The sequence below is a fragment of the Wolbachia endosymbiont (group A) of Chalcis sispes genome (assembly GCF_964026765.1).
In the GTDB taxonomy this organism is placed as follows: Bacteria; Pseudomonadota; Alphaproteobacteria; order Rickettsiales; family Anaplasmataceae; genus Wolbachia; species Wolbachia pipientis.
Window position 1 is genome coordinate 668,239 of the sequence record NZ_OZ034697.1, and the last position, 22,717, is coordinate 690,955.

The 22,717-nt window shown below is 35.0% G+C and carries 27 protein-coding genes and 1 tRNA gene; 16 read left to right on the forward strand and 12 right to left on the reverse strand.

Annotation, left to right across the window (positions count from 1 at the left end; all coding sequences use genetic code 11):
• Positions 1-99 precede the first annotated feature (99 nt).
• From AAGD72_RS03370 to AAGD72_RS03395, 6 genes are all read right to left on the reverse strand, one after another.
• Positions 100-1,206, reverse strand: coding sequence for a D-alanyl-D-alanine carboxypeptidase family protein (locus AAGD72_RS03370; RefSeq protein WP_341814579.1), 1,107 nt, complete (start codon positions 1,204-1,206; stop codon positions 100-102).
• A gap of 1,097 nt (positions 1,207-2,303) precedes the next feature.
• Positions 2,304-3,062, reverse strand: coding sequence for a cell division protein FtsQ/DivIB (locus AAGD72_RS03375; RefSeq protein WP_006280710.1), 759 nt, complete (start codon positions 3,060-3,062; stop codon positions 2,304-2,306).
• A complete protein-coding gene (locus AAGD72_RS03380) occupies positions 3,043-4,065 on the reverse strand; it encodes a D-alanine--D-alanine ligase (RefSeq protein ID WP_341814580.1) in 1,023 nt (340 codons plus the stop codon). Before AAGD72_RS03380 ends, AAGD72_RS03375 begins: the two co-directional genes overlap by 20 nt.
• Before the next feature lie 88 nt (positions 4,066-4,153).
• Positions 4,154-4,462: a hypothetical protein gene (locus AAGD72_RS03385; protein ID WP_341814581.1), complete on the reverse strand. Its 309-nt coding sequence runs from the start codon at positions 4,460-4,462 to the stop codon at positions 4,154-4,156.
• Between the two features lie 8 nt (positions 4,463-4,470).
• Positions 4,471-4,938: a hypothetical protein gene (locus tag AAGD72_RS03390; protein ID WP_341814582.1), complete on the reverse strand. Its 468-nt coding sequence runs from the start codon at positions 4,936-4,938 to the stop codon at positions 4,471-4,473.
• Positions 4,939-5,131: 193 nt separating this feature from the next.
• On the reverse strand, positions 5,132-5,506 hold the full coding sequence (locus tag AAGD72_RS03395) for a ferredoxin family protein (RefSeq protein WP_341814583.1): 375 nt from the start codon (positions 5,504-5,506) through the stop codon (positions 5,132-5,134).
• A gap of 61 nt (positions 5,507-5,567) precedes the next feature.
• On the opposite strand from AAGD72_RS03395, the gene dprA reads away from it, so the two are divergent.
• On the forward strand, positions 5,568-6,656 hold the full coding sequence (dprA, locus tag AAGD72_RS03400) for a DNA-processing protein DprA (RefSeq protein ID WP_341814584.1): 1,089 nt from the start codon (positions 5,568-5,570) through the stop codon (positions 6,654-6,656).
• A gap of 213 nt (positions 6,657-6,869) precedes the next feature.
• Here the strand turns inward: dprA and AAGD72_RS03405 are convergent, their stop codons facing one another.
• Positions 6,870-7,598, reverse strand: a complete 729-nt coding sequence (locus tag AAGD72_RS03405; RefSeq protein WP_341814585.1) for a triosephosphate isomerase — start codon at positions 7,596-7,598, stop codon at positions 6,870-6,872.
• A gap of 24 nt (positions 7,599-7,622) precedes the next feature.
• Positions 7,623-7,695, reverse strand: a tRNA-Thr gene (locus AAGD72_RS03410).
• A gap of 78 nt (positions 7,696-7,773) precedes the next feature.
• Between AAGD72_RS03410 and rsmA the strand changes: the two genes are divergently transcribed.
• From rsmA to AAGD72_RS03435, 5 genes are all read left to right on the forward strand, one after another.
• Positions 7,774-8,586: a 16S rRNA (adenine(1518)-N(6)/adenine(1519)-N(6))-dimethyltransferase RsmA gene (gene rsmA, locus AAGD72_RS03415; RefSeq protein WP_341814586.1), complete on the forward strand. Its 813-nt coding sequence runs from the start codon at positions 7,774-7,776 to the stop codon at positions 8,584-8,586.
• A 116-nt stretch (positions 8,587-8,702) separates the two neighbouring features.
• A complete protein-coding gene (gene guaB / locus AAGD72_RS03420; RefSeq protein ID WP_341814587.1) occupies positions 8,703-10,196 on the forward strand; it encodes an IMP dehydrogenase in 1,494 nt (497 codons plus the stop codon).
• Positions 10,197-10,259: 63 nt separating this feature from the next.
• Positions 10,260-10,394 carry an IS3 family transposase gene (locus tag AAGD72_RS03425; protein WP_007548354.1) on the forward strand — a complete coding sequence of 45 codons (135 nt, stop codon included), beginning with the start codon at positions 10,260-10,262 and terminating at the stop codon, positions 10,392-10,394.
• Positions 10,391-10,525: a hypothetical protein gene (locus AAGD72_RS03430; RefSeq protein ID WP_007548353.1), complete on the forward strand. Its 135-nt coding sequence runs from the start codon at positions 10,391-10,393 to the stop codon at positions 10,523-10,525. Before AAGD72_RS03425 ends, AAGD72_RS03430 begins: the two co-directional genes overlap by 4 nt.
• A 65-nt stretch (positions 10,526-10,590) precedes the next feature.
• Complete coding sequence (locus AAGD72_RS03435; protein WP_160142645.1) at positions 10,591-10,731, forward strand: IS3 family transposase; 141 nt, start codon at positions 10,591-10,593, stop codon at positions 10,729-10,731.
• Positions 10,732-10,786: 55 nt separating this feature from the next.
• Here the strand turns inward: AAGD72_RS03435 and AAGD72_RS03440 are convergent.
• A protein-coding gene (locus tag AAGD72_RS03440) for an IS5 family transposase (protein ID WP_341814566.1) occupies positions 10,787-11,576 on the reverse strand; the annotation gives its coding sequence in 2 pieces (ribosomal slippage) (positions 10,787-11,314 and positions 11,316-11,576; 789 coding nt in all).
• 275 nt (positions 11,577-11,851) lie between these two features.
• On the opposite strand from AAGD72_RS03440, the gene AAGD72_RS06385 reads away from it, so the two are divergent.
• Together AAGD72_RS06385 and secD are read left to right on the forward strand one after the other, a co-directional pair.
• Positions 11,852-12,022, forward strand: coding sequence for a DDE-type integrase/transposase/recombinase (locus AAGD72_RS06385; RefSeq protein WP_080717647.1), 171 nt, complete (start codon positions 11,852-11,854; stop codon positions 12,020-12,022).
• Between the two features lie 239 nt (positions 12,023-12,261).
• Positions 12,262-13,770, forward strand: coding sequence for a protein translocase subunit SecD (gene secD, locus AAGD72_RS03445; protein WP_341814588.1), 1,509 nt, complete (start codon positions 12,262-12,264; stop codon positions 13,768-13,770).
• On the opposite strand, the gene AAGD72_RS03450 is transcribed toward secD, so the two are convergent.
• Positions 13,767-14,552: an enoyl-ACP reductase gene (locus tag AAGD72_RS03450; RefSeq protein ID WP_006280349.1), complete on the reverse strand. Its 786-nt coding sequence runs from the start codon at positions 14,550-14,552 to the stop codon at positions 13,767-13,769. The genes secD and AAGD72_RS03450 overlap by 4 nt on opposite strands.
• Positions 14,553-14,785: 233 nt before the next feature.
• Between AAGD72_RS03450 and AAGD72_RS03455 the strand changes: the two genes are divergently transcribed.
• The 6 genes from AAGD72_RS03455 (at position 14,786) to AAGD72_RS03480 (ending at position 18,050) form a co-directional block, all read left to right on the forward strand.
• Positions 14,786-15,571 carry a hypothetical protein gene (locus tag AAGD72_RS03455; RefSeq protein ID WP_341814589.1) on the forward strand — a complete coding sequence of 262 codons (786 nt, stop codon included), beginning with the start codon at positions 14,786-14,788 and terminating at the stop codon, positions 15,569-15,571.
• 92 nt (positions 15,572-15,663) lie between these two features.
• Positions 15,664-16,836, forward strand: a complete 1,173-nt coding sequence (locus tag AAGD72_RS03460) for a porin (protein ID WP_264705760.1) — start codon at positions 15,664-15,666, stop codon at positions 16,834-16,836.
• A gap of 170 nt (positions 16,837-17,006) precedes the next feature.
• Entirely contained in the window at positions 17,007-17,309 is a 303-nt protein-coding gene (locus tag AAGD72_RS03465; RefSeq protein ID WP_081818090.1) for a transposase, read from the forward strand.
• Between the two features lie 122 nt (positions 17,310-17,431).
• A complete protein-coding gene (locus AAGD72_RS03470; RefSeq protein ID WP_094189604.1) occupies positions 17,432-17,728 on the forward strand; it encodes an IS3 family transposase in 297 nt (98 codons plus the stop codon).
• A gap of 3 nt (positions 17,729-17,731) precedes the next feature.
• A complete protein-coding gene (locus tag AAGD72_RS03475) occupies positions 17,732-17,893 on the forward strand; it encodes a DDE-type integrase/transposase/recombinase (protein ID WP_010082071.1) in 162 nt (53 codons plus the stop codon).
• On the forward strand, positions 17,886-18,050 hold the full coding sequence (locus tag AAGD72_RS03480; RefSeq protein ID WP_341814590.1) for an IS3 family transposase: 165 nt from the start codon (positions 17,886-17,888) through the stop codon (positions 18,048-18,050). Before AAGD72_RS03475 ends, AAGD72_RS03480 begins: the two co-directional genes overlap by 8 nt.
• A 91-nt stretch (positions 18,051-18,141) precedes the next feature.
• Here the strand turns inward: AAGD72_RS03480 and AAGD72_RS03485 are convergent, their stop codons facing one another.
• Positions 18,142-19,545 (reverse strand): NAD(P)H-dependent flavin oxidoreductase, encoded by a 1,404-nt coding sequence (locus AAGD72_RS03485; RefSeq protein ID WP_341814591.1) that lies wholly within the window; start codon positions 19,543-19,545, stop codon positions 18,142-18,144.
• A gap of 166 nt (positions 19,546-19,711) precedes the next feature.
• Between AAGD72_RS03485 and coaE the strand changes: the two genes are divergently transcribed.
• Complete coding sequence (gene coaE / locus AAGD72_RS03490) at positions 19,712-20,299, forward strand: dephospho-CoA kinase (RefSeq protein WP_341815119.1); 588 nt, start codon at positions 19,712-19,714, stop codon at positions 20,297-20,299.
• Positions 20,300-20,575: 276 nt separating this feature from the next.
• On the opposite strand, the gene AAGD72_RS03495 is transcribed toward coaE, so the two are convergent.
• Entirely contained in the window at positions 20,576-21,754 is a 1,179-nt protein-coding gene (locus AAGD72_RS03495) for a ribonuclease D (RefSeq protein WP_141457325.1), read from the reverse strand.
• 133 nt (positions 21,755-21,887) lie between these two features.
• Between AAGD72_RS03495 and AAGD72_RS03500 the strand changes: the two genes are divergently transcribed.
• Positions 21,888-22,286: a hypothetical protein gene (locus AAGD72_RS03500; protein WP_007548550.1), complete on the forward strand. Its 399-nt coding sequence runs from the start codon at positions 21,888-21,890 to the stop codon at positions 22,284-22,286.
• Positions 22,287-22,717: the final 431 nt, after the last annotated feature.

Genomic DNA, 22,717 nt, shown 5'->3' on the forward strand with positions numbered 1-22,717 from the left:
TTTCGTAACACTTCAATCTTGTATTGTAACAGAAATTGTTAGTTAAAACTACACTAAAGTGCAATAGATCTCTCTTTCGAAATTGCTTTAATATCAAACTTAAAACAACATCCTAAAAAACTTTTCTACGAAATTCAATTCCTGCACGTCATTTGCTGCATAAAGTGGTGTAGTTTGTTGCTCAATACCTGGTATTTCTACAAAAACTTCGCCCACTTCTTGACCTTTTTTAATGGGTGCAGGTATCATATCTTTATATTCAATACGCACCTTAATTTGGTCATGCAATTTGCGGTTGTAAGTTATGGTAACATCGTTTGCAACTGTAATAGGCACTTTTCTATCTTTTCCATAGAGAACATTTACTTCCTCAACTACGCTATCCTTAGCGAATATTTTCTTGGTGTTAAAATGATTTAAGGAGTATTGTATCAGTCTTTTTGCTTCTTCTATTCGCTCTTTCTCAGTGTTTAAACCATTTACGACAGCAAAAATTCTCCTATCATTTCGTTTTGCAGATGCTACAATGCCGTAACCACCAGCATTTGTATAACCGGTTTTTAAGCCATCAACCCCAATATCGTGAAAAAGTAGAAGATTTTTATTCTTTTGTACAATTTCATTATATGTCAAATATTGTTCGGAAAATAAATCATAATATTCAGGAAAATCGGTGAAAATCCTTTTTGCCAGCATTACCAAGTCTTTTGCGTTCATAAAATGATCTTCATCTGGCCACCCGCTTGAGTTGACAAAATGACTGTCATTCAGATTCAAATTTTGTGCAACTTCATTCATTTCAGCCACAAAATTCTCTTCTGATCCTGCAATACCCTCGGCTAGTGTTATGCAGGCATCATTGCCTGAGACTATTGTAATTCCTTCAAGTAATTCCCTCACCGTAACGGATTGACCTTCTTTCAAAAACATAGAAGAGCCTCTCCTTTCCCACGCTTTTCTGCTTACTCGAAATTTATCCTCCATGTGTATTATTCCAGCTTTTAGATAATCGAAGGCTATATATAAAGTCATTAGCTTGCTCATTGAAGATGGGGCCATTTTTTCGTCAGAATTATGGTCAAAAATGAATGAGTCTGAAGCTAAATCTAAGACTACTGCTTGCTTTGCTTTGGTTCTAAACTGGTATGAGTATGAAGAAAAAGGAAGTATAAAAACTAATAGCAAAATTACCAATCTGCTTAACATATCTATAATTTTAAATTTATAGTGTACTAATTAATAGTATAATTTTACAGGGGCATTTCAATAGATCTCTTGCATAAAAATTCCTTGACAAACCTCGCCAGCCCCCTTATCATGAAACTGAAGCTATTTATTTATCTTCTCTGTACAGATTAAATGACAAAAAAACTCACGTATCTGGTGTCTCATGTTTAATTTTTTGCACTATGTGCACCTTATGTCTTTATAAAATTTCTAGGTTTTTACCTAATATAAGCTAAAATGCGCTTATAAAGCATTTAAAACATAAAAAAACGCCAACTTAAAAAATGGATAGTGAATAACTAGCTACCCTAGGGTTTCTTTTGCCTTTTTTTCTGTTTAGTAAATTTCTTGAACATTTATGACTAAAGGTTAGTTGCATTAAAAAGCAGCTAAATCGCGGTTATTAAGCGTTTAGAATAAAAAAACGCCATACTTGAAAGTATAATGTAAGTAATTAGCCAACCACGGGGCTTCTTTTGCCTTTTTTTTCGTTTGGTAAATTTCTTAAATATTTATAGCTAAACGACAACCGTCATCCCGCTACGTGTTAGCGGGATCTCTTGTTAGCGGCTGAGATACCGCGAATGAATCGCGGTATGACGGTTCGTGACGGTATGACGGTTCGCGGTGACATGACGATAACCTCGTCATCCCGCTACGTGTTAGCGGGATCTATGTTAAGGTATGGCGGTTAAATAAGGGATCTATGTTAAGAGATACCGCGAATGAATCGCGGTATGACGGTTCGCGGTGACATGACGATAACCTCGTCATCCCGCTACGTGTTAGCGGGATCTATGTTAAGGTATGGCGGTTAAATAAGGGATCTATGTTAAGAGATACCGCGAATGAATCGCGGTATGACGGTTCGTGACAGTATGACGGTTCGCGGTGACATGACGATAACCTCGTCATCCCGCTACGTGTTAGCGGGATCTATGTTAAGGTATGGCGGTTAAATAAGGGATCTATGTTAAGAGATACCGCGAATGAATCGCGGTATGACGGTTCGCGGCGGGATTCCAGTGTCTGGGCACTGGGATGACAGGAAAAGGGGCTACTTGGATTACAGCAGATCACCTCTTCACAAAGATTTTATCAGTAATACGCATATCAATAATACTCCAATCGCTGAAAGTAAAATCAGTTGTATTGTGTAAGTGGTTTAAATAGTCCCATGCACTATAAGGGTTATCTTCAGGCAGTTTTACTGTGGAATCGTTATCAAGTATGATATTCCATCTTCTATTCCCTATATAAGCAAAAGAAGAAATGTGGTCTCTTAATTGAGTTTTACTCTCCAACACATCTCTAACAAATTCTAGGTTTGATAACGAGTTTTGTCCTGTAATTACAACAAGATCATCTACTAGATAGTCATCTACGATCACTTTACCTTCAAAATCAATTACCGAGGTTTTGTTATTATCTTTCCAGAGAGCAAACGGTTTATGCTCATCTATATTAATGTGTAGAGTATTGGGCAAAATTCTGTGAACTCTTACGTGTTTTATCCACCTGCTTACGGATTGTATGTTACCGGCAAGTTTTGAAAGTGATATATACAGGATAGGTTGCGTTCTATCTGTCAAACTTAGAATATCCTTTTTGTTTGTAAATTTATTGCCGCTCACGACTACTTCGTCGATTGAAAATCCACTACTGAGTAATAAACTAGATAGGCAGTCATTATACCAAGTAAAGTAGTAATTAAATCGATTTATTATTTTATCAAGTGAGCTGTAAAGTATTAGCGTAAGAAAAAGTGCTGTGATAATAACCAAGGCACACTTACGCAAAAAACTCCTTTGGCTTCTAGTAATACTGCTCAACATGACTTAAATCCCTAATATTTTTGTGCTGCAAACTATCTTCAATAATAATTTTAACTAATTCATTAAAATTGATTCCTTTTGCCAATTTTGCAATTTCTGGCACTAACGATAACTCAGTAAAGCCAGGATGTGTATTAATCTCAAGCATTTTTAAAGTGTTATTTTTGGGATTATAACGGAAATCTGAGCGGGAAATAGTTTTGCATCCTAAAAATTGATGAACTTTCAGTGCGTGTTCCAAGGTCATTTTATATATATTGTTAGGAATTTCAGCAGGAAATATATGTTCTGCAAATCCATCTGTATACTTTGCTTCATAATCATAGAATTTATTTTTTGGTCGTACTTCTATAGTGCCAATTGCTTCATCCAGCAATACAGCAGTATGTAACTCTATTCCTGGGACATATTCTTCTATGATCATCAAGTCTCTTGAATAGTCTTTTGTCATCCCAGTATTTGACACTGGGATCCATTTTTCTTTTTCCTGGTCACGCGCTGGAATAACACCAAATATGTTTTTTAATTTTAAGTAATCCTTGTTTGAGAAAATTATGTGTACTCCGATACTTGAGCCTTCATTGATTGGTTTTAAGACATACGGATAATCAATTTTAATGTTATTTTTTAGTACATCTTCTCGATTAATTATGTAACCTTTTGGGGTATCAATGTTCAGGAACCAAAATATATGCTTTGACATTGCCTTGTTCATAGCAACAGCAGAAGCCATAACTCCTGAGTGTGTATATTTTATGCCTAAGATTTCCAATAAACCTTGAGTACAGCCATCTTCACCATAAGGTCCATGCAGAGCGATAAAAGCAAGGCCCGGATTAATTTTTTTAAGCTTTTCAGCAATGTTGCTGTCAACATCTATTTCTATTGCATTATATGAAAGGCTATCAAGTGCCTTCTTTACTGCTTTTCCGCTCATAAGCGACACTTCTCTCTCACAAGAAAACCCACCACTTAAAATTGCTATAGTTGGAACCATAAGCATTCTATGTTTTACTATATAGCATATATAATGGTTACATTAAGCTTATTAAATACCTACTTTGGCTAACTATAAGACCTTCTTACTTTCTTCAAGCACTTTTTTTATCCACTTCAAATAGCGTGCTCGGCAACGGTACTGGCATGTTTGCTGTACCTTTATACTGTTCACAGACAAGCTTTTCTAAATCCTCAGCAGATTGTTCTTTTGCTTCTTCTTTTTTCACTACTCCACTAGTTACTAAATCAATTAAGGCTGTAGTGTGTATTATCATTCGATTATTTAGCTCAAATATCTTTTTTGTATCAAGTGAAGAGTTTCTAATTAAGGCAGATAGTGCATGCATATATTTGTCTATATCAGAAAGACTTTTGCTTGTATCATAGTTGCTAACTAACATATATTCCTTCAAACGCTCAATTTCTTCTGGAGTAAACTTGTAAACTTCATCAAGTTTCCTATTAAAGATATAGTAAGTATTCTACTTAGAACTCTCAATTCTCTAATAAATTGTATTCCTTCTCCTTCAGGATAAGACATTTCTTCTTTTTTATATTTCTTAAATAATTCTTGATCATAAGACTTTCTGAAATCTGACATCATTGCTAATGCTAACTCTTGTGAACCTAGCTTAAAAACTTCGTTGAAGCTGTTTGCGTTGGCATCTTGTGCACCGCCTGCAGTAATTCCACAACTATAAGAAATCTTTTCAGATAAGCTATGATACTCTTTTATCATCTCTTCCAGCAATATTTTAATATCATCTTCGGTTAACTCTACTGTTGATAATAGATCACATGTTTTTTCAAGATTACCGTTTGCTTGAAAAAGTAACCCTTCAATCTTTTTAATGGTTTCTCTTTTATTTATACTCATAACTTACCCCCAAGATTTAATGCTAACAGCTAGTTTTATAATCAAATATTTCAAAAGTCAATAAGCCTTTTTCCTTAATCCTTAAATTAATCGATACTAATTTATCAGCATAACAACTTAGATAACGCAACTATTTTCAGCAACCAAAAACAATAACCCTGAAATACAAAAAGTTTCTTCCTCTTTAGCAGTATTATTCTAAATTTTCATCAAAATAAGCTGTTTTATCCTTTTTTTCCTTATACTCTTCTGCAGTATAGAGAGGTTGCTTCTTAGCTGTGATATTTGGCCATTTTTGTGAGTATTCTACATTTATATCGTAAAATAACTTGAAAGTTTTTTGTTCTCTGCTCAGCAACTCTTCATCTAGTTCTAAAATATCTTTTACGGAATCATCAGTTACAATTGCATCTACTGGACACTCAGGTATGCACACTCCGCAATCAATACATTCATCTGGGTTAATCACGAGCATGTTTTTACCTTCATAGAAGCAGTCAACGGGACATACTTCCACACAGTCCGTATATTTACATTTTATGCATTTATCTGTAACAAAATGCGTCATAAAACACTGTATATTTGCATTATCTTGGGTACACTAAATTGATAAGAAATTCAAGCCTTTTATGAAGATAAATAAATTGAACAACAAAGAATTAGAAGTATGGTTAAGCTTGGCTAGAACTATAGGACCAATAAAGTTTTTTAGTATACTAAAAACACACGGATCGCTAGATGAGGTGCTAAAATATCTCAATAGGGTGGCTAATAATAAGGTGTATGGCATTCAAGATGCACGAGAAGAAATCAATAATGCAAAAAGAATTGGAGCTAAAATTATACCCGCATGTGACCCAGATTACCCTGATCTTTTAAGAAATATCTCTAGTTGTCCTCCTGTAATAACTGCGCTTGGTGATATATCATTATTAAGCCGTGAGATAATTGCAATAATCGGTGGGCGTAACTCTTCAATGAATGGAAGAAATTTTGCCAATAAGTTGGCACTTGATTTAAGTGAAGCTGGTTTTGTTATCGTTTCTGGACTTGCAAAAGGAATCGATACTGCAGCAAACAGTGTAATATACAAAAATCATCCCACTATTGCTGTTACAGCAAGCGGAATTGATGCGGTGTATCCGAAAGAGAATTTTGATCTATACAAAAAAATCACTGGGAACGGTGGGTTAGTAATTACTGAGCTTCCATTTGCTACTAAACCAAAGCCTCAATATTTTCCTCAGAGGAATCGAATTATATCTGGTCTATCGCTGGGTGTTGCAGTGATTGAAGCATCGAAACGTTCTGGCTCTCTAATAACAGCAGATTTTGCTTTAAATCAAGGGAGAGAGGTGTTTGCAGTTTCTGGTTTCCCTTTAGATTCACGCTGTAGTGGTAGTAATTATTTAATTAAAAACGGTGCTAAGCTTATCGAATCCGCTGATGACATAATAGAGAGTATTAGGTTTAGTTTACCTCCGCAGCAAAAAAACCTATTTGATGTTGAGCACCATTTTGTTAACCAAAAACAAGAAAAATTACAACAGGCAAAATCTGTTATAGTTGATCATATTAACTCTGTACCTGTTGATATAGATGAACTTATATTAGCAAGCGGACTTTCTACCAACATAGCTCTAATGGCTCTTTTAGAACTAGAGTTGGAAAACAAAATAGAGCGTTCACCGGGGAATAAAATATCGTTAATTTTCTAGATTACTTTAGCTATACTAGATGTTCGTACAGATATAGCTAAAGTGGCTTAGGTTTACCTACAATTTGAAAAACAACAAATTCGTCATTCCGCTACTCGTTAGCGGAATCTATGCTGAGATACCGCGAATGAATCGCGGTATGACGTAGGGAAATCTTTCTTGGGTTAGCTATATATGCTTGACACTGGAATGATGACATTTATCATAGGATTCTTAGTTGCTGATTTTAGAATTGATAAGAGAAAACTTTTTTTCAACTTGTTGTATAATTTTATAAAAGTGATCGAAATCTAAGCTTGCACTGCCAATTAAAACTCCTGATAAATTTGAGATACTGAGCAAATTTTCTATATTTTCTGAACTGACTGAACCACCATATATAATGTGTTTTTTACTAGTACACAATTTTATTACCTCTATCACCTTAGCAATTGCATCATTATTTGGCACATGACCTGTGCCTATTGCCCATATTGGCTCATATGCTACGGTATATTCACCGTGTGTTGGCAAGCGGTTTTTGCATTGATATTCTATTACTTCTTTTGTTTTTCCACTTTTATAATCTTCTGAATTTTCGCCTACACAAATAATTGGGTGTAGGCCTGATTCTATTGCTGTTTCCGACTTAAGTTTTATTTCACTATCTTTTTCATTGGCCCTTTCAGAATGCCCAAGTATTACGTAAGTACACCCTAGTTCTTTTAACATTTCTGCGCTAATTTCACCTGTGTAAGAACCGAACTTTTTATGATGGCAATTCTGTGCTCCTATATTAATATTATTGTTCAACTCTATACTGCTTGGAAATGACGTAAAAGGAGGGCAAATCACTAGCTTAGAGGTAATTTCGTTGCTCTTGTTGTTAAGTTTGCCTATAAAGTCAACAAATGAAGAACGCATTCCATTCATTTTCCAATTTGCTACTATTAAAAAGGACATCAACTTTACTTATATGGGCGAGAGTGCCGGCTGTCGGACTTGAACTGACAACCTACTGATTACAAGTCAGTTGCTCTACCAATTGAGCTAAGCCGGCGTTAAACACATTAATAATATACAATTATCAATGAATTTTCGTCAACTAATTTTTAAAATACTGTATAATGAAAATAATATGAAAAAATTTTTACTGAAGCCAAAAAAGAGTCTAGGGCAAAATTTTATTTTATCGAGTGAGATAACAAAAAAAATCGTCGCTTTAGCTGGTAGTCTGGAAAATTTTAATGTCATTGAAATTGGTCCTGGATATGGTGCATTAACAAGAGAAATATTGGCCCATAATCCAAAATCTCTACTTTCTATAGAAAAAGATAGAGATTTAGTAAAACACCATGACCAACTGCTAAATGAGCATCAAGGAAAGTATAGAATTATAGAAGCGGATGCACTGCATGTTACAGAAGAAGAGCTGATAGAGCGCCCAGTTAAAGTTATTGCTAACTTGCCTTACAATATCTCGGTAGTGTTATTTTTAAAGTGGTTAAATAATATAAAATTTTTTACGAACTTGACATTAATGTTTCAAAAAGAGGTAGCAGATCGCATTACGGCAAGACCCAATTCTAAAGATTATGGTTCCTTATCAGTGCTAAGCCAGTTACTATGTGATATAAAAAAGGAATTTGATATTGAACCTAAAGAGTTTTTTCCAAGACCAAAAATACATTCTTCAGTAATTACAGTAAATCCTTTGCCTACCCCAAAGTTTGTAGTAAACTTGGAAACCTTAATAAAATTAACACGTGCTGTTTTTGCTCAAAGAAGAAAGATGCTGAGAAATAGCTTGCAAAATATAACGAACCACGCTGAAACTGTCCTTGAAAACGCTAAATTGAGCGGAAACCAGCGTCCAGAAAACTTAACTATTGAGCAGTTTTGTTTGCTGGCAAATAATGTAGAATGCTTATTTTGCAATAAAATGTATTAGCAACTATATAGCTTTTCTATCTCCTAAAAACAGTTAGAGCTATACAATTAAAGGCTCCTAGCTAATTTTGCCTATTGCAATTTAATTAATTGGCGTATAAGCTTTAAATAAAGCCTATGAAAAAAATGGAAGCTTGTTATTCGTTTGACGATATACTTCTTTTGCCAGCCTATTCTAATATATTGCCTTGCGATGCAGATACAAAAACTTATTTAACAAATAGTATAGAACTAAATATCCCTCTCATATCCTCTGCAATGGATACTGTTACTGAATCGGGCTTTGCAATAGCTATTGCCCAACATGGGGGAATAGGTTGCATACATAAGAATTTATCAATAGATGAACAAATTTTAGAAGTGAGAAGGGTGAAAAAATATGAAAGTTGGATCGTGTATAACCCAATTACGATTTCACCAGATAAAACGGTTGCGGAAGCAATTTCATTAATGAGAGAGCACAATTATTCTGGCATTCCTGTAGTTGATCAACGCAAGTTAGTTGGAATTTTAACTAACCGAGATGTGAGGTTTATTGAAGACCAGAACATGAATATAAAAGTCTCCGAAGTGATGACAAAAGATAAGTTAATCACAGTATGTGAGCAGGAAGTGAATAATGCTTCAGCAATGAAATTGTTGCATGAAAATAGAATAGAGAAGCTTTTGGTCGTAGATGAAAATTCTTGTTGTATAGGTTTAATTACGGTTAAAGACATTGAAAAATACAATAGATACCCAAATTCATGTAAAGACAGTAAAGGGCGGCTCAGAGTTGCCGCTGCAATTGGCACTGGTAAAAAAGATGGTATAGAAAGATGTGAAGCTTTGATCGGAGAAGAAGTTGATGTAGTTGTTGTGGATACTGCTCACGGTCATTCCGAAAACGTTATCAATACCATTAGGGAAATAAAAAGGATGTATCCTAATACGCAATTAATTGGCGGAAACATTGCAACAAAGGAGGCTGCTGAAGTGTTGATTGATGCGGGTGTTGATGCAGTGAAGGTTGGAATAGGACCAGGATCAATCTGTACAACCAGAATAGTTACAGGCGTTGGTGTGCCACAATTCTCTGCAATCAAGAATGTTGCAGAGGCGTGTAGAGCAAGAAACGTAAGACTAATTGCTGATGGTGGGGTAAAATACTCAGGAGATGTTGCAAAAGCTATTGCAGCTGGTGCTGACTCTGTGATGATTGGTTCGATTTTTGCTGGCACTGACGAAAGCCCAGGTGAGATTATCATGTATAAGGGCAGAGCATATAAAGGCTATCGAGGAATGGGATCTATTAGTGCAATGAAACGAGGTTCAGCTAGCCGTTATTTTCAAGATAAAGATTCAAAACTTAAATTAGTTCCACAAGGAGTGGAAGGAAGAGTTCCATTTAAAGGTCCAGCTTCAGGAGTGATCCATCAATTAATTGGCGGATTGCAAGCTGCAATGGGTTATACTGGTAACAGGAATATAGAAGAAATGAAGAAAAACTGCAAATTTATGACTATTACTGCATCAGGATTAAGAGAGAGTCACGCTCATGATATAGTCATTACACAAGAAGCTCCAAATTATGCTTATCAAACGTCCAATTTGTCAACCGATTCGGAGTAGTCCAGAAAAAGTAGAGAGAAAGTTAAGACGTTTTTGGAGTAAAATAAAACGTTTTTTCAAAATATGACAAATAGAAGAGAATATACAGCAGAGTTCAAATTAGAAGCTGTTAAGCTGGTTAAAGAAACAGGTCAAGCAAGTACAAAAATAGCAAAAGATCTAGGTATAGATGGCAGTATGTTAAGTAAGAAAATATGATGGAAAAATGTCTGGAGCATACGCATTTCCAGGCAAAGGCTCCTTATAACAAAGAAAGATTTGATCTAAAAAAAGAACTAACAAGAGAAAGAGACATCTTAAAAAAAGCCCTGGGCAAAGAAAAAGAGTAAAGTATTCTTTTATATAGAAATTGCTATAAAACACAGGAACTATGTAGGGTTTTGTACTGGTGGTATTGGTTGCTAAGGAAAAAAGCAGTAAAGAATTAGCAAAAGAAGGGCTTCTAGCAGATATTCAAAAAATACATCAAGCTTCTAAATGCAGATATGGAGCCCCTAAAATTCACGCTGAATTAAAAGCTTTAGGCAAAAATTAAAACAGTACAAAGTGTTATGCAAGAAAATGGCATTAAAGCCAAGCTTAGAACCTGTTTAAAATCTTCGTAATAGGAGAGAAATGAAGGAAAGGACAATCATTTGCAAGCTGGTATTGAGTTTACGTTCGCAATTTTTCCATAGCCGTCTACACTTTTCTAACCAAGCAAAAGAACGCTCAACAACCCATCTCTTTGGCAATACAACAAAAGAATGTAATTCACTGCGCTTTATTACCTCAACAGTTGCACCAATAATATCTTTTATTTGGGTTGCAAAAATTTTTCCTGTGTAGCCTGCATCAACCAATATATTTTTGACTTCAGAAAGGGTATCTTTAGCATTTTCAACCATTCTTACAGCGCTACTACGATCAGTTACTTCTGCTGTTGTTACATAAATTGCATGTGGTAGACCTTGAGTATCAACTGCAATATGACGCTTTATGCCTGAAATCTTTTTACCTGCATCATAGCCCTTTTTTTCAGCAGTATCTGTGTTTTTAACACTTTGAGCATCAATTATACAGAAGCTAGTTTTCTCTTTCCGACCATTGTTGATACGGATCTCTCCAACCAATTTTTTTTAAAACTAATTCCAACAAACTTGGTTCTTCTCCATTCTTTTTATTCCACATTTGAAAATAGTAATATACGCTTTCCCACCTTGGAAAATCTTTTGGCAACATTCTCCACTGGCAACCACTTTTTAGGACGTATAACACTGTACGAAATACATCATACAAATCAAGTTTTCTTGGTCTCGTTTTCTTCCTGCTACTCTCTAGTATTGGTCTGATTTTTTCAAATTGCTCTCGACTCATATCACTTGGATAATTTTTACGCATAGATATACCTCATTCTTAATCTACCACTATTTTACCTCATCTCTCCGAGATTTTAAACAGGTTCTTAGACGAAGGTTCAAAAATAAAAAACAGCAAATAAGCAACCGAGTTGTGGCTCCGAACACATTGGATCAAAATTTTACTACTGATCAGCCAAATAAAGTTTGGGATTACCTACATAAAAACTAAAGAAGGTTGTTGGCGGCAATAATTGACCTATATTCACGCATGGTGGTTAATGAGTAACATGATAATTAGTTATAGATTCTTTATTGATGGCCGTTGATAAACGCAAACCCGATAAAAATCTGCTGTTACATAGCGATCAAGGGTCACAGTATACCTCTCAAAATTACCAATTTCTATTGAATACAAAAAACATCATTTCCAGCATGAGCCATAAGGGCTGTTGTTACGATAACTCCGTTGCAGAAAAGTTCACTTAAAAGGGAGCTGCTTATTGATACTTCTCGCTCAACAAACCAGAACTGCCATATTTGAATACATAGAAATCTTTTATAACAAATAACGTAGACATTCTACTATTAACTATTGCATTCCTGCACAATTTATTCTCATGATAAAAACGTCTTAACTTTCTCTCTACTTTTTCTGGGTAAGGTCAAATAGAGAATTTTACAAAAATCTATTTTTAACTTACACTGCAATTTTAAACCTACAACTTATGTACAACAGACTTATAATCAAATCTTTTTCAGTATTATGCATCTGTTTACTTGCTTTATACATAACACTGCCAAATTTCTTTGATAATAAGCTTTTTATTTCGAAAAAAAGAATAAACTTAGGCCTTGACCTGAAAGGAGGGGCATCTTTGCTTCTAAACATAGACTTAGACTTCTATTTTAAGGAAAAGCTAGGCATGCTAGCAGGTGAGATAAAAGAGACATTGCTAACAAAAAATATTGAATCTAACGTACAAAATAGCGTTATAACTTTAAATAATATTGATGATTATAAAAAAGCATCTGTGTTGGTTAATACGATAAATCCAAATTTAGAGCTAAATAGAAAAGATTCTTCGATTCTCATTTCGTATAAACCCCATTATAAAAATTCTTTGATCAGTGAAGTAGCTGCAGAATCAATAAACAATGTCCAGCGCCGTTTGGACAAACTTGGCACAAAGGAAGTCAGCGTTCAAAAACAAGGGCAGAATAAAATATTAGTGCAGGTGCCTGGAGTAGAAGATACCAAGCAGATAAAATCTCTGCTTGGCAAAACTGCTAAGCTAGCTTTTCATTTGGCAAACACTAACATAGCCAAGGTGCAGGATATAGATCACGAAACTACTGTCATGCTCAAGGATTCTTTAGGTAATTCTTATCCAATATTCCGCAAAACTGAAATAGGTGGTGATTCGCTGGTTAACGCATCAGTTAGATTCGGCAATTTAGGTAAACCGACAGTGCATTTTAAATTTGACAGTATAGCGAGTAAAAGATTCGCGAAAATCACTAAAGAAAATGTGGGAAAACCTTTTGCAATTGTTCTGGATAACACAGTCTTAACAGTACCTACAATACGTGAGCCAATTTTAAATGGAGAGGGAGAAATTAGCGGTAATTTCACTGAAAAACAAGCAAGCGAACTTGCAATACTTTTAAAATCTGGAGCACTGCCAGCACCACTTAAAATAATTGAAGAAAAAAACATTGGCCCAAGTCTTGGAGAAGAATCAATAAAGGCAGGGGAAATGGCAGCAACAATCTCTATTATAGCCGTGGCTTTATTTATAATCATCACTTACGGTAAATTAGGTGTATTGGCCTCTGTTGCGCTTTTTTCTAATGTAATTCTTATATTATCAATTCTCACTCTGCTTGAAGCAACTCTAACTTTACCTGGAATTGCCGGTATCGCACTCACTGTCGGTATGGCAGTGGATGCAAATGTTTTAATATTTGAGCGAATTCGTGAGGAAATAAAATCTGGCAAGAGAGCGGAACGTGCTATTGAAGAAGGGTTTAAAAACGCTATAAAGACAATACTGGATTCAAATATCACTACATTAATTGCTGCAGGAATAATGTTCATTATTGGCAGTGGAGCAATAAGAGGCTTTTCTGTCACTCTATCAATAGGAATTTTATGTTCGATGTTTTCTGCAATCACAGTCACAAAACTCCTGATAGAGTTGTGTATGAACCCGAAGGAACTAGTGCTTTGTTAGTCAACTACCTTCATTCCCACAACGTTATATCCTGAATCAACGTGCAAAATTTCTCCAGTAGTGCCACTACTTAAGTCGCTTAATAAGTATAACGCTGCCTTGCCAACATCCTCTATTGTAACATTGCGTCTGAGCGGAGAATTATTTCTATTCCATTCTGATATGGAGTGAAAATCGCTTATTCCAGAAGATGCTAAAGTTCTGATTGGACCAGCGGAAATTGCATTTACTCTGATATTTTGTGGCCCGAGATCACATGCTATATATTTTACACTTGCTTCAAGTGCCGCTTTACATAAACCCATAACGTTATAATTTGGCATAACTTTTTCAGCGCCATAATAAGATAAAGTAAGTAAACTACCACCATTTGACATCATTTTTTCAGCTCTTTGTGCTAAAGCAGTGAAAGAATAGCACGATATATGCATTGCATTGAGGAAGTTATCCAGTGAAGTATTGACATATTTACCATCTAACTCATTTTTATCGGAGAATGCTATTGCATGCACCAAAAAGTCAAGAGTACCCCATTTTTTCTCTATTATTTCGAAAGCGTTATCTATGATTTTTTCATTTGAAACGTCGCAGTGTAATATTAGCTCCACATTTAGTTCATCTGCTATTGGTGATAGTTTTTCTTTTATTATTTCATTCTGGTAGGTGATTGCAAGTTCTGCTCCGTGCTCTGAGAGAGTTTTTGCTATACCGTATGCTATTGATCTCTTATTTATTATTCCGGTTATTAATCCCTTTTTGCCTTGTAATAGACTTGTCGTCATAGAACTATCTGTTTTTTTATAATTTGGAATATTAACTAGGTAAAGTCAAGATATCACTATGTTTTAAAATATTTTTTGCAGTAACTTGAAGTCTATAAACAGTAATCTTGATTCTTCTACAACAAAGCCATCCCGTATGACATTTTGTCTATACCTAATTAAGCATATCAATAAGTAAGTAAATCTTAATATAATCTTATTATACTTATAAATACGCTGTATAGAATGAAAGTATGGATGATTTCATAACTGCAAGAAGAAAAGATGATGCTGTGGTATCTGTTTGTCAGGATAATAAGAAAAAAAACGTGTTAATTTTAGAGCTCAATCAAGCCGCAAGGAATTTGTTAAAATACGAGGAAGAGAATTTACTTAATAAGCCGTTAATCAATATTTTAAGTGCAAGAGCAGCTGACGACATGAAGAATTATTTAGAGTATACCGAAAATGGGCACGATTTACTTGATATATTACCTAAAGTGATAGATTTTTCCTTAACTGATGCTAAAGGAGAAGATATCAGGACAAAAGTAAAAGTTTTCCGCACTGCACAATTTGCCAGTAATAAAATAAATTATGAGCTATTAATACGTGATATCAGTTTGTCCCATAAACTAGGAATCTTTAGAGATAAATATCTAATGGGTAAAAAATATAAAAACCATGACTTATTCGATATACCGGGCAATGAGTCCACTATTCTAGAGTTATACGTTATATTGAATTTCGCCTTTCAACATCAAATTAATGCAGCTATAGGAATAATTGGCTTAAATAGTAGCTGTAGCGAGACAAATGATGCACTGAAAGTTGTCATAGAACATTTTTATAAAAATTGCCGTAGTGATGATTTTCTAGGGTATATTGATGAGAATAAAGTGCTTTTTGTTTTGATTAACTGCGATGTAAAAAGTACATCTAAAATAATTAATCGTATACATTCTGCCATTAATAAGCAGTTATTAATGCAAAAATTACCAAGTGTATCAATAATTTATGGGAATATAGCTCAAAAATAGGCAGCAAAATCTACCAGCGGTGCCTTCTGAAAAGTTGTTTTTTATTTATATTGAGTTTAAACTTAAATTTTTATAAAGATTTAAGTTTATTTATGAAGTTAAAGTACTACCTGGTAGCACTGCTTTCATCATTGTTTTTGCAGAATAGTGCTAGCTCTAAAACAATTTTGGATAAGGAAATATTTTATGCAGAACTAGACGGAAAAATAGATTTGAGATTCGGCTACGCCTTCAACAGAGATTCTTTCAATGCTAAGCCTAAGGATAAAACTTCAAGTTATTCATACTTGCGCTTTCTTTATTTACAGCAAGTTTATCCAAATACTCAAATGGGGGTTAATGTTAAGGCAGGGGTTTCTGGTATTGCAAACCTAAAAGCGTTAGACATAGAAAAGTTAGACATGGAGGAATGGTATTTTATCATAAAAAACCAGGAACTTGGATCAATTGAATATGGTAAAAGAAGTTTAGTTGGTCAGAGCATGTTAATTAACACTTCAAAAATTTATGCAGCTGCTGGAGGAGTAAATGGTCATTGGACAAACTATGCAAATTTGCGCGGTGATCATAAAAAGGATGGTGACCCTGGATATGATCAAGACAAGGTGTTCTGGGTCAAGCCCAATATTTATAGCGATTATAATGAACTCGAACTAGGGTTAAAACAATCATCAATTAACTACATCTCCCCTGAAATCTATAACTTTCAACTCGGATTCAGTTATGTTCCAGGAAAAAATAACTTACAGTACAGCAATTTAATTGCTGCTGGCCTTTCCTATAAAAACAGCTTGTCAGATGATATAGGTTTTACTACTGCCTTAACTGGTGAATTTGCAAGAGAAAATTTAACTGATTGCTCAGATGGGACTTCTAAAAATTATGAATGCCGCAATCAATTACTACACTGGAATTTTGGTTTGAAGCTAAAATTGTTCGATCTTGATTGCATTTTTTCGTATGGTAATGGTGGTAAATCTGGTGAGAAGCGTAATCCTGAAATAAATAATACGTATTATATGAATGCAGGTATCGCTTACCATTCTGATTCTTACAAATCAAGCTTAACATATTTTAGTAGTGGTAGGGATATTGCAGGCGAAGGTACAAACGAGTTAACATCATATGCTTTAAGTCTTGAAAATTCTCTTTTTTTAGGTACTTCATACTATTTCGATATTGTAAAATTTAGTACCAAAGAACCTAAAATAGAAAATAACAACTCTGGTTATGTGTTCTTGGCTGGACTGAAATTAAGTTTTTAATATTGCCTCCTTCCAACACTCTTTTCTGTCATCCAAGGTAACCGTTCACAGATTTCCACTTAATTTTTCAATCTCACTCATGGAGAGGCCAGTAAACTGACCTTACCCAGAAAAAGTGGAGAGAAAGAAAAGAGTTTTTTTGGGTAAAATAAAATTTTGGAGGATTAGAAATGGTAAGAGAATATACGGCAGAATTCAAATTGGAAGCTGTTAAACTGGCAAATGAACAAAGAAAGGCAGGTCAAACAATTACAAAAATAGCAAAGGATTTAGGAATAAAGGGTGGTTTATTAGGAAAATGGATAAAGAAACACAACGAAAAAAAGTCGGCAGCAGATGCATTTCCAGGTAGAGGTAACATGGCTCCTTACGACAAAGAGAGGTTTGATTTACAAAGCAAGAGTAATAAGGGAAAGAGACATTTAAAAAAAAGCCCTGGCCAGTCAAAAAGAGTAAAATATTTTTTTATATAGTAACTGCTATAAAGTACAGGAATTATGTAGGATTTTCTGCTAGTGGCTACTATAAGTGGACCACAAGAAAAATAAGCAGTAGAGAATCAGCAAATAAAGAGCTACTCGAAGCTATTCAAAAAATATATCAAGTTTCTAAATGTAGATATGGAGCTCCTAAAATTCATGCTGAATTGAAGGCTTTGGGTAAAAGTTGCAATTTGAAAACGGTGCAAAGTATTATGCAGAAAAATGACATCAGGGCTATACTGAGAAGAAAGTTTAAAATTAAAAAACAACAAACAGATAATAGAGCTGTAGCTCCCAATATACTAGATCAAAACTTTATTGTTGATCAACCAAATAAAGTATGGGATTACTTACATCAAAACCAAGGAGGGATGGCTATATTTGGCAGCAATAATTCTCACGTATGGTAGTTAATGAGTAGTGCAATAAATAAACAATTGGTTATGAACTCTTTATTAATGGCCATTAATAGGCGTAAACCTGTTAAAAATCTACTGCTGCACAGTGACCAAGGTTCACAATATACTGCGCAAGGGTATCAATATCTCTTAGCTGTAAAGAATATAGATGAGTAATAAAGGCTGTTGTTACAACAATTCTGTTGCAGAAAGCTTCTTTAGCTCATTGAAAAGAGAAATACTTATTGATACTTCACAACACTCTGCTCAACACACTAGAACTGCAATATTTGAATACATAGAAATTTTTTATAACAAACAACGTCACTATTAACTATTGCATTCCAGAACAATTTGATGCATCATTCTTTTTGTAAAAAACATTCCACACTTTCTCTCCACTTTTTCTGGGTAAGGTCACTGACTCAATACCCAGTCAATATCCTTTCCACCAGTTCTTTTACTGCCGGTACGTAGCCATTCTCATAAAATGGATCTTGCTTAAATTTGTACACATTGTGCCCGGAAAACATGAGTTCGTTCTCAATATCACCACCCTGTATAATGTTTTGCAGTGTTTTTTGTATGCAAAAACTACGCGGATCTGGCTTTCGTCCTGTTGAATGGTCACCATGATCTTTCCAATTGCTAAACAAACAATGACTTAAGCATCCCATACAATTGATTTGATCTTGTCTTATCTCTGCAAACCTGCCTGGCGTCACAAAAATAACAGTTGTATCTGGAGTTTTCATTGCTTCTGTATACCCTGCTTTAGTCCATGTATTTGCCAGTTCTTTGTCTTTTGCAGTAAGGTAGATCTTCCTACCTCTGCTACCCATTGCAAATTCATTATTAAATTCTTCGCTAGCATTTTCTGAAAACTTTATTTGACGTGAATTCCGTTCCTGCAACTCACGTATGAAGTTATTTTTTACTGCAGATGAGTAAAACCCTGTTGGACTGAATTTATTTAAAAATACATCACCTTCTTCTAAAGTGAGTAGCTTCTTTTTCCACTCTGCAGAAATTGGACTTTCTTTCGTCAAAAGTGGACGAGTGCCAAACTGAAAAGCTATTGGTCCAATTTGCAGATTGTCAAACCAATGTTCCCAATCTTTCAAATGCCACACTCCTCCTGCCATAACAATTGGTGTTTCTGAAAGACCGATCTCGTTCATGAAAGATCTAAGCTCTGCAACTCTTTCAAATGGAGCCTGTGGTAGCTCTGGGTCTTCACTGTTACTCAGTCCATTGTGCCCTCCAGCGAGCCATGGATCTTCATACACTACTCCACCAAGCAAATAGGAAGATATTCTTTGGTAAGCACGCTTCCATAATGCTTTAAAAGCACGCACCGATGAGATAATAGGGTAATAATAAACCTGATATTTAGCTGCAATTTCCCCAAGCCTATAAGGCATACCAGCACCGCAGGTAATACCATGAACTAAGCCTTTTGCTCTTTCCAATATGCCATGAAGCACGCGTTCTGCTGCCCCCATCTCCCAAAGTACATTCATGTGTACTCTTCCATGACCTTTTGATATTTCATTTGCTATTCTTGCCTGACTAATTCCAGCTTCAATACTATACTCAATCAATTCACTATGCTTTTCATTTCTTGTTTTGCCTTTATAAATTAGTGGCACTAACTCGCCATTATCATCAATAAGCTTAGCATTTGCACCAGAAAATGTACCCACAGCATCTGCTGCAGCAAATGCTCCGCTTGATCTTCCATCACTAACTGCAATGCCTTTGCCGCCCTCGATGATTGGCCACACTTCCTTTCCTGAAATTACTATCTTTTTTATCTTATTTTTCAAAACTTCCTCGCAATCTTTCACTCTATTTTACTTAATTACTAAAAAAATGATAGCTGTTTATTTTTTCTTGTATCATCAGAGCCTCTGCATAGCCAAATTTGGGTTTTTAGTAGACACAGCAGCTACTGTAAATATAGTTTCAAAAGAAGTTAATGCATTTTGCTATATGATTATAGGTCTAACAGGCGGAATTGGGGTAGGAAAGAGCTTTGTAGCTAATTGCTTTCAAGAGTTTGGTGCTGCTGTATTTGATGCTGATTCTGTTGTACACCAACTTTATAAAGTGGATAAAAGCATAATAAGTTATGCAGAGAAAAATTTTCCTGGAGTGGTAGTAAATGGTGAAATAGATAGAACAGTACTGTCTAAATATTTCTTAGCCTATGATGAAAATTGGAAACAATTTCAATCTTTGGTTCACTCTGCTGTGCTGCGTGAATTAGAATTTTTTATTGCCAAGGAAAAAAAGATCGATAGAAAGCTTTTAGTTTTAGATGTGCCGCTTCTATTAGAAACAAAATTTTATTTATATTGCAACCTTATTGTTTTTGTCCATGCAGATAGCGTTGTGCAAACTCAAAGACTTAACGAACGCGACATAGATAAAGAAAAGCTTAATCTAATCTCCAATGTTCAGTTATCTATTGAGGAGAAAAGGAAGGTGAGTGACTGTATTATCGATAACAGTGTAAGCAAAGAGTATGTTTTTTCTCAAGTAAAAGATATAGTAGATTCATTAAACCTAAACACGTAGCTTTACGTCATACCGCCGCGGTATCTCTAGATCCCGCTAACAAGCAGCGGGATGACGGTTGTCAGGATCCCAGTAGCCTCTCTCTCCTGTCATCCCAGTCTGGGATCTAGCTTTTTGGTAATTTTATCGAAAATGTTTGCTCGTTTACAATCAATTTTCCTGGATCGAAGTAGTCAAGGCACTGGGATGACACCCTACTTAACCGTCATACCGCCGCGGTATCTCTTAGCCACTAACACGTAGCGGGATGACGATTGTCGATAAATCTAAGTTACTTTAGCAACAGTTATTCTCCACTAAATTACTCTGAATTTTGGTTATATTATTTGCGGATTTCACTGCTGAAATCTCAAATTTTGAGCTTGTGTTCAAAAATGATTCAACTGACCTGCCAAAAAAATCATATCTCCATCCCTTGAATAATTTATCTGTCTGTCTAGATATTGACCCGGTTAACTCATCTTTTGAAGAAACTAATTTCCTTGATATGTTACTTTCTTTACATTTACTATCTAAAATAATTGAGAGTATATCAAGTACAGATTTATCATAATTACTCGATAAGGTGTTGTTTTGCTGCATCCAATTTCTCTCATTTTCATTAAAAATATTCACAAACTCTAGTAAATCCGCATCTTTTATATTTTTTGTATTCCTCTTGAGATCATCTAAAATCTCATCAACATGCTCTACATTTTTTTCAATAAAATCAGCTATTACAGCATTATTGATTATTTTATTACGGTTCATATTATAGCGCTGTGCTAAGGTTTCTTGCCACTCACTAACTGCTTTAACAGTTAGTATCAATCTTGGATTTACTTCATAATTAAATTTAATCCTCTTCCATGCATCTTTTGGGCTATGTAAATACTTATTTATATCAACTATTGATTCCATCTCTTCTTGAAACCAACCCATCCTATTATTTTCTTCAAGTTTATTGCACAATATTTGGTATAGGTCATATAGGTGTACCACGTCGTTTACTGCATAATCTAACTGATCTTCGGACAACGGACGCCTTAACCAATCTGAATTTTTAGCTTTAATTTTATCCAGTGCTATTCCTTGATATTGCTCCACTACTTTTGAGTAACCAATAAAGTCATGATAATAATGACAAAACATAGCAGCAACTTGGGTATCAAAAATGGGAGTGGGAATACATTTAAATACAGTGAGTAAGGATTCTATATCCTGCCGGCAGCTATGAAACACTTTGGTTATCCCCTGATTTAGCATTATTTTCTTAATGAATGATAAATCAATTTCTGGCACTAATGCGTCTACAATAAAACTCTTCTCTCCGTAAGAAATTTGAATTAACGATAATTTTGGGTAGTAGATTAAATTATTTCTAATGAACTCCGTGTCAACTGCTATAAATTTTGGCTTTTTTGCTATCAACCCCTCACATATGTCCTCCAGCTCCGACGTTGTATTAATTAACATATGTTTTTTATTCAGTGGTTCTATTTTACTACTTATATTAAATTTTGCAATTAGAGTCACTACGAAATTAGTAATGGAGCTTGCTAGTTACTTATAATATTATAAAGTGTTTGTTATGTAGTGGTGAAGTGTTATGGTAGATTTTATAGACCTTTTTCAAGGAAGTAAAGATTTTACGATGTGCATGCACAACGGTTCAGGGGATGCAATATATAATCGATGTATATCTGCTGTAAGAATGGACCCGCCATGTATGCATGGTGAATCTATTCAAGGTTTGTTTGAAAGTTCGTTTGAACAAGGTGTTGTGACTGTTAGAGTGAACTTAGACTTAGAAACTTTAAATGTAGTGGTATATAAATCTCCTCCAACTTCTGATAAGCTTGACGCATTTTCACTAGCATATCAAATAGACAGATATCACATAGATGAGAATACTATAGTTTTTGATGAGAAAGTAAATACAATAAAATTTGATATATCAAATCCTTTAAAACATAAATTTATTACATTTGAGATTTTTAAAAGATAAATTATAATTCTGGTTCATTTATAAAAGGCTAGACTTAACGTGCCGGGCAGGAATTAACTGAAAGAAAAATTGAAGTAGCAAGAATTGATCTAGTTTGATATTACTAATATAGTAAATCTCTGGATATATAATAAGAACTAGATTCCAGCGTCACGCGCTGGAATGACAGGGCTATAGGTATCATCCAAGTAGCCTCTTTCTTGTCATCCCAGTGTCCTGACACTGGTTTCCATCCAAAAGGGTGTCATTCCAGTCTGGAATCCAGATTGGACACTGAATTGGTGAGTGTAAAATTCTACGTCATACCGCCGCGGCGCTAACAAGAGATCCCGCTAACAAGCAGCGGGATGACGGTTGTCAGGCTAGCTGTCATCCGAGTAGCCTCCTTTTTTTGTCATCCCAGTGCCCAGACACTGGGATGACACCCTACT

What these genes read in the sequence shown, in the direction of transcription:
- AAGD72_RS03370 (WP_341814579.1), bottom strand. Translation starts at nt 1,206, where the DNA reads ATGTTAAGCAGATTGGTAATTTTGCTATTAGTTTTTATACTTCCTTTT.
- AAGD72_RS03375 (WP_006280710.1), bottom strand. Translation starts at nt 3,062, where the DNA reads ATGTTGAGCAGTATTACTAGAAGCCAAAGGAGTTTTTTGCGTAAGTGT.
- AAGD72_RS03380 (WP_341814580.1), bottom strand. Translation starts at nt 4,065, where the DNA reads ATGCTTATGGTTCCAACTATAGCAATTTTAAGTGGTGGGTTTTCTTGT.
- AAGD72_RS03385 (WP_341814581.1), bottom strand. Translation starts at nt 4,462, where the DNA reads ATGTTAGTTAGCAACTATGATACAAGCAAAAGTCTTTCTGATATAGAC.
- AAGD72_RS03390 (WP_341814582.1), bottom strand. Translation starts at nt 4,938, where the DNA reads ATGAGTATAAATAAAAGAGAAACCATTAAAAAGATTGAAGGGTTACTT.
- AAGD72_RS03395 (WP_341814583.1), bottom strand. Translation starts at nt 5,506, where the DNA reads ATGACGCATTTTGTTACAGATAAATGCATAAAATGTAAATATACGGAC.
- dprA (WP_341814584.1), top strand. Translation starts at nt 5,568, where the DNA reads ATGAAGATAAATAAATTGAACAACAAAGAATTAGAAGTATGGTTAAGC.
- AAGD72_RS03405 (WP_341814585.1), bottom strand. Translation starts at nt 7,598, where the DNA reads ATGTCCTTTTTAATAGTAGCAAATTGGAAAATGAATGGAATGCGTTCT.
- rsmA (WP_341814586.1), top strand. Translation starts at nt 7,774, where the DNA reads ATGAAAAAATTTTTACTGAAGCCAAAAAAGAGTCTAGGGCAAAATTTT.
- guaB (WP_341814587.1), top strand. Translation starts at nt 8,703, where the DNA reads ATGAAAAAAATGGAAGCTTGTTATTCGTTTGACGATATACTTCTTTTG.
- AAGD72_RS03425 (WP_007548354.1), top strand. Translation starts at nt 10,260, where the DNA reads ATGACAAATAGAAGAGAATATACAGCAGAGTTCAAATTAGAAGCTGTT.
- AAGD72_RS03430 (WP_007548353.1), top strand. Translation starts at nt 10,391, where the DNA reads ATGATGGAAAAATGTCTGGAGCATACGCATTTCCAGGCAAAGGCTCCT.
- AAGD72_RS06385 (WP_080717647.1), top strand. Translation starts at nt 11,852, where the DNA reads ATGGCCGTTGATAAACGCAAACCCGATAAAAATCTGCTGTTACATAGC.
- secD (WP_341814588.1), top strand. Translation starts at nt 12,262, where the DNA reads ATGTACAACAGACTTATAATCAAATCTTTTTCAGTATTATGCATCTGT.
- AAGD72_RS03450 (WP_006280349.1), bottom strand. Translation starts at nt 14,552, where the DNA reads ATGACGACAAGTCTATTACAAGGCAAAAAGGGATTAATAACCGGAATA.
- AAGD72_RS03455 (WP_341814589.1), top strand. Translation starts at nt 14,786, where the DNA reads ATGGATGATTTCATAACTGCAAGAAGAAAAGATGATGCTGTGGTATCT.
- AAGD72_RS03460 (WP_264705760.1), top strand. Translation starts at nt 15,664, where the DNA reads ATGAAGTTAAAGTACTACCTGGTAGCACTGCTTTCATCATTGTTTTTG.
- AAGD72_RS03465 (WP_081818090.1), top strand. Translation starts at nt 17,007, where the DNA reads ATGGTAAGAGAATATACGGCAGAATTCAAATTGGAAGCTGTTAAACTG.
- AAGD72_RS03475 (WP_010082071.1), top strand. Translation starts at nt 17,732, where the DNA reads ATGAGTAGTGCAATAAATAAACAATTGGTTATGAACTCTTTATTAATG.
- AAGD72_RS03480 (WP_341814590.1), top strand. Translation starts at nt 17,886, where the DNA reads ATGAGTAATAAAGGCTGTTGTTACAACAATTCTGTTGCAGAAAGCTTC.
- coaE (WP_341815119.1), top strand. Translation starts at nt 19,712, where the DNA reads ATGATTATAGGTCTAACAGGCGGAATTGGGGTAGGAAAGAGCTTTGTA.
- AAGD72_RS03495 (WP_141457325.1), bottom strand. Translation starts at nt 21,754, where the DNA reads ATGTTAATTAATACAACGTCGGAGCTGGAGGACATATGTGAGGGGTTG.
- AAGD72_RS03500 (WP_007548550.1), top strand. Translation starts at nt 21,888, where the DNA reads ATGGTAGATTTTATAGACCTTTTTCAAGGAAGTAAAGATTTTACGATG.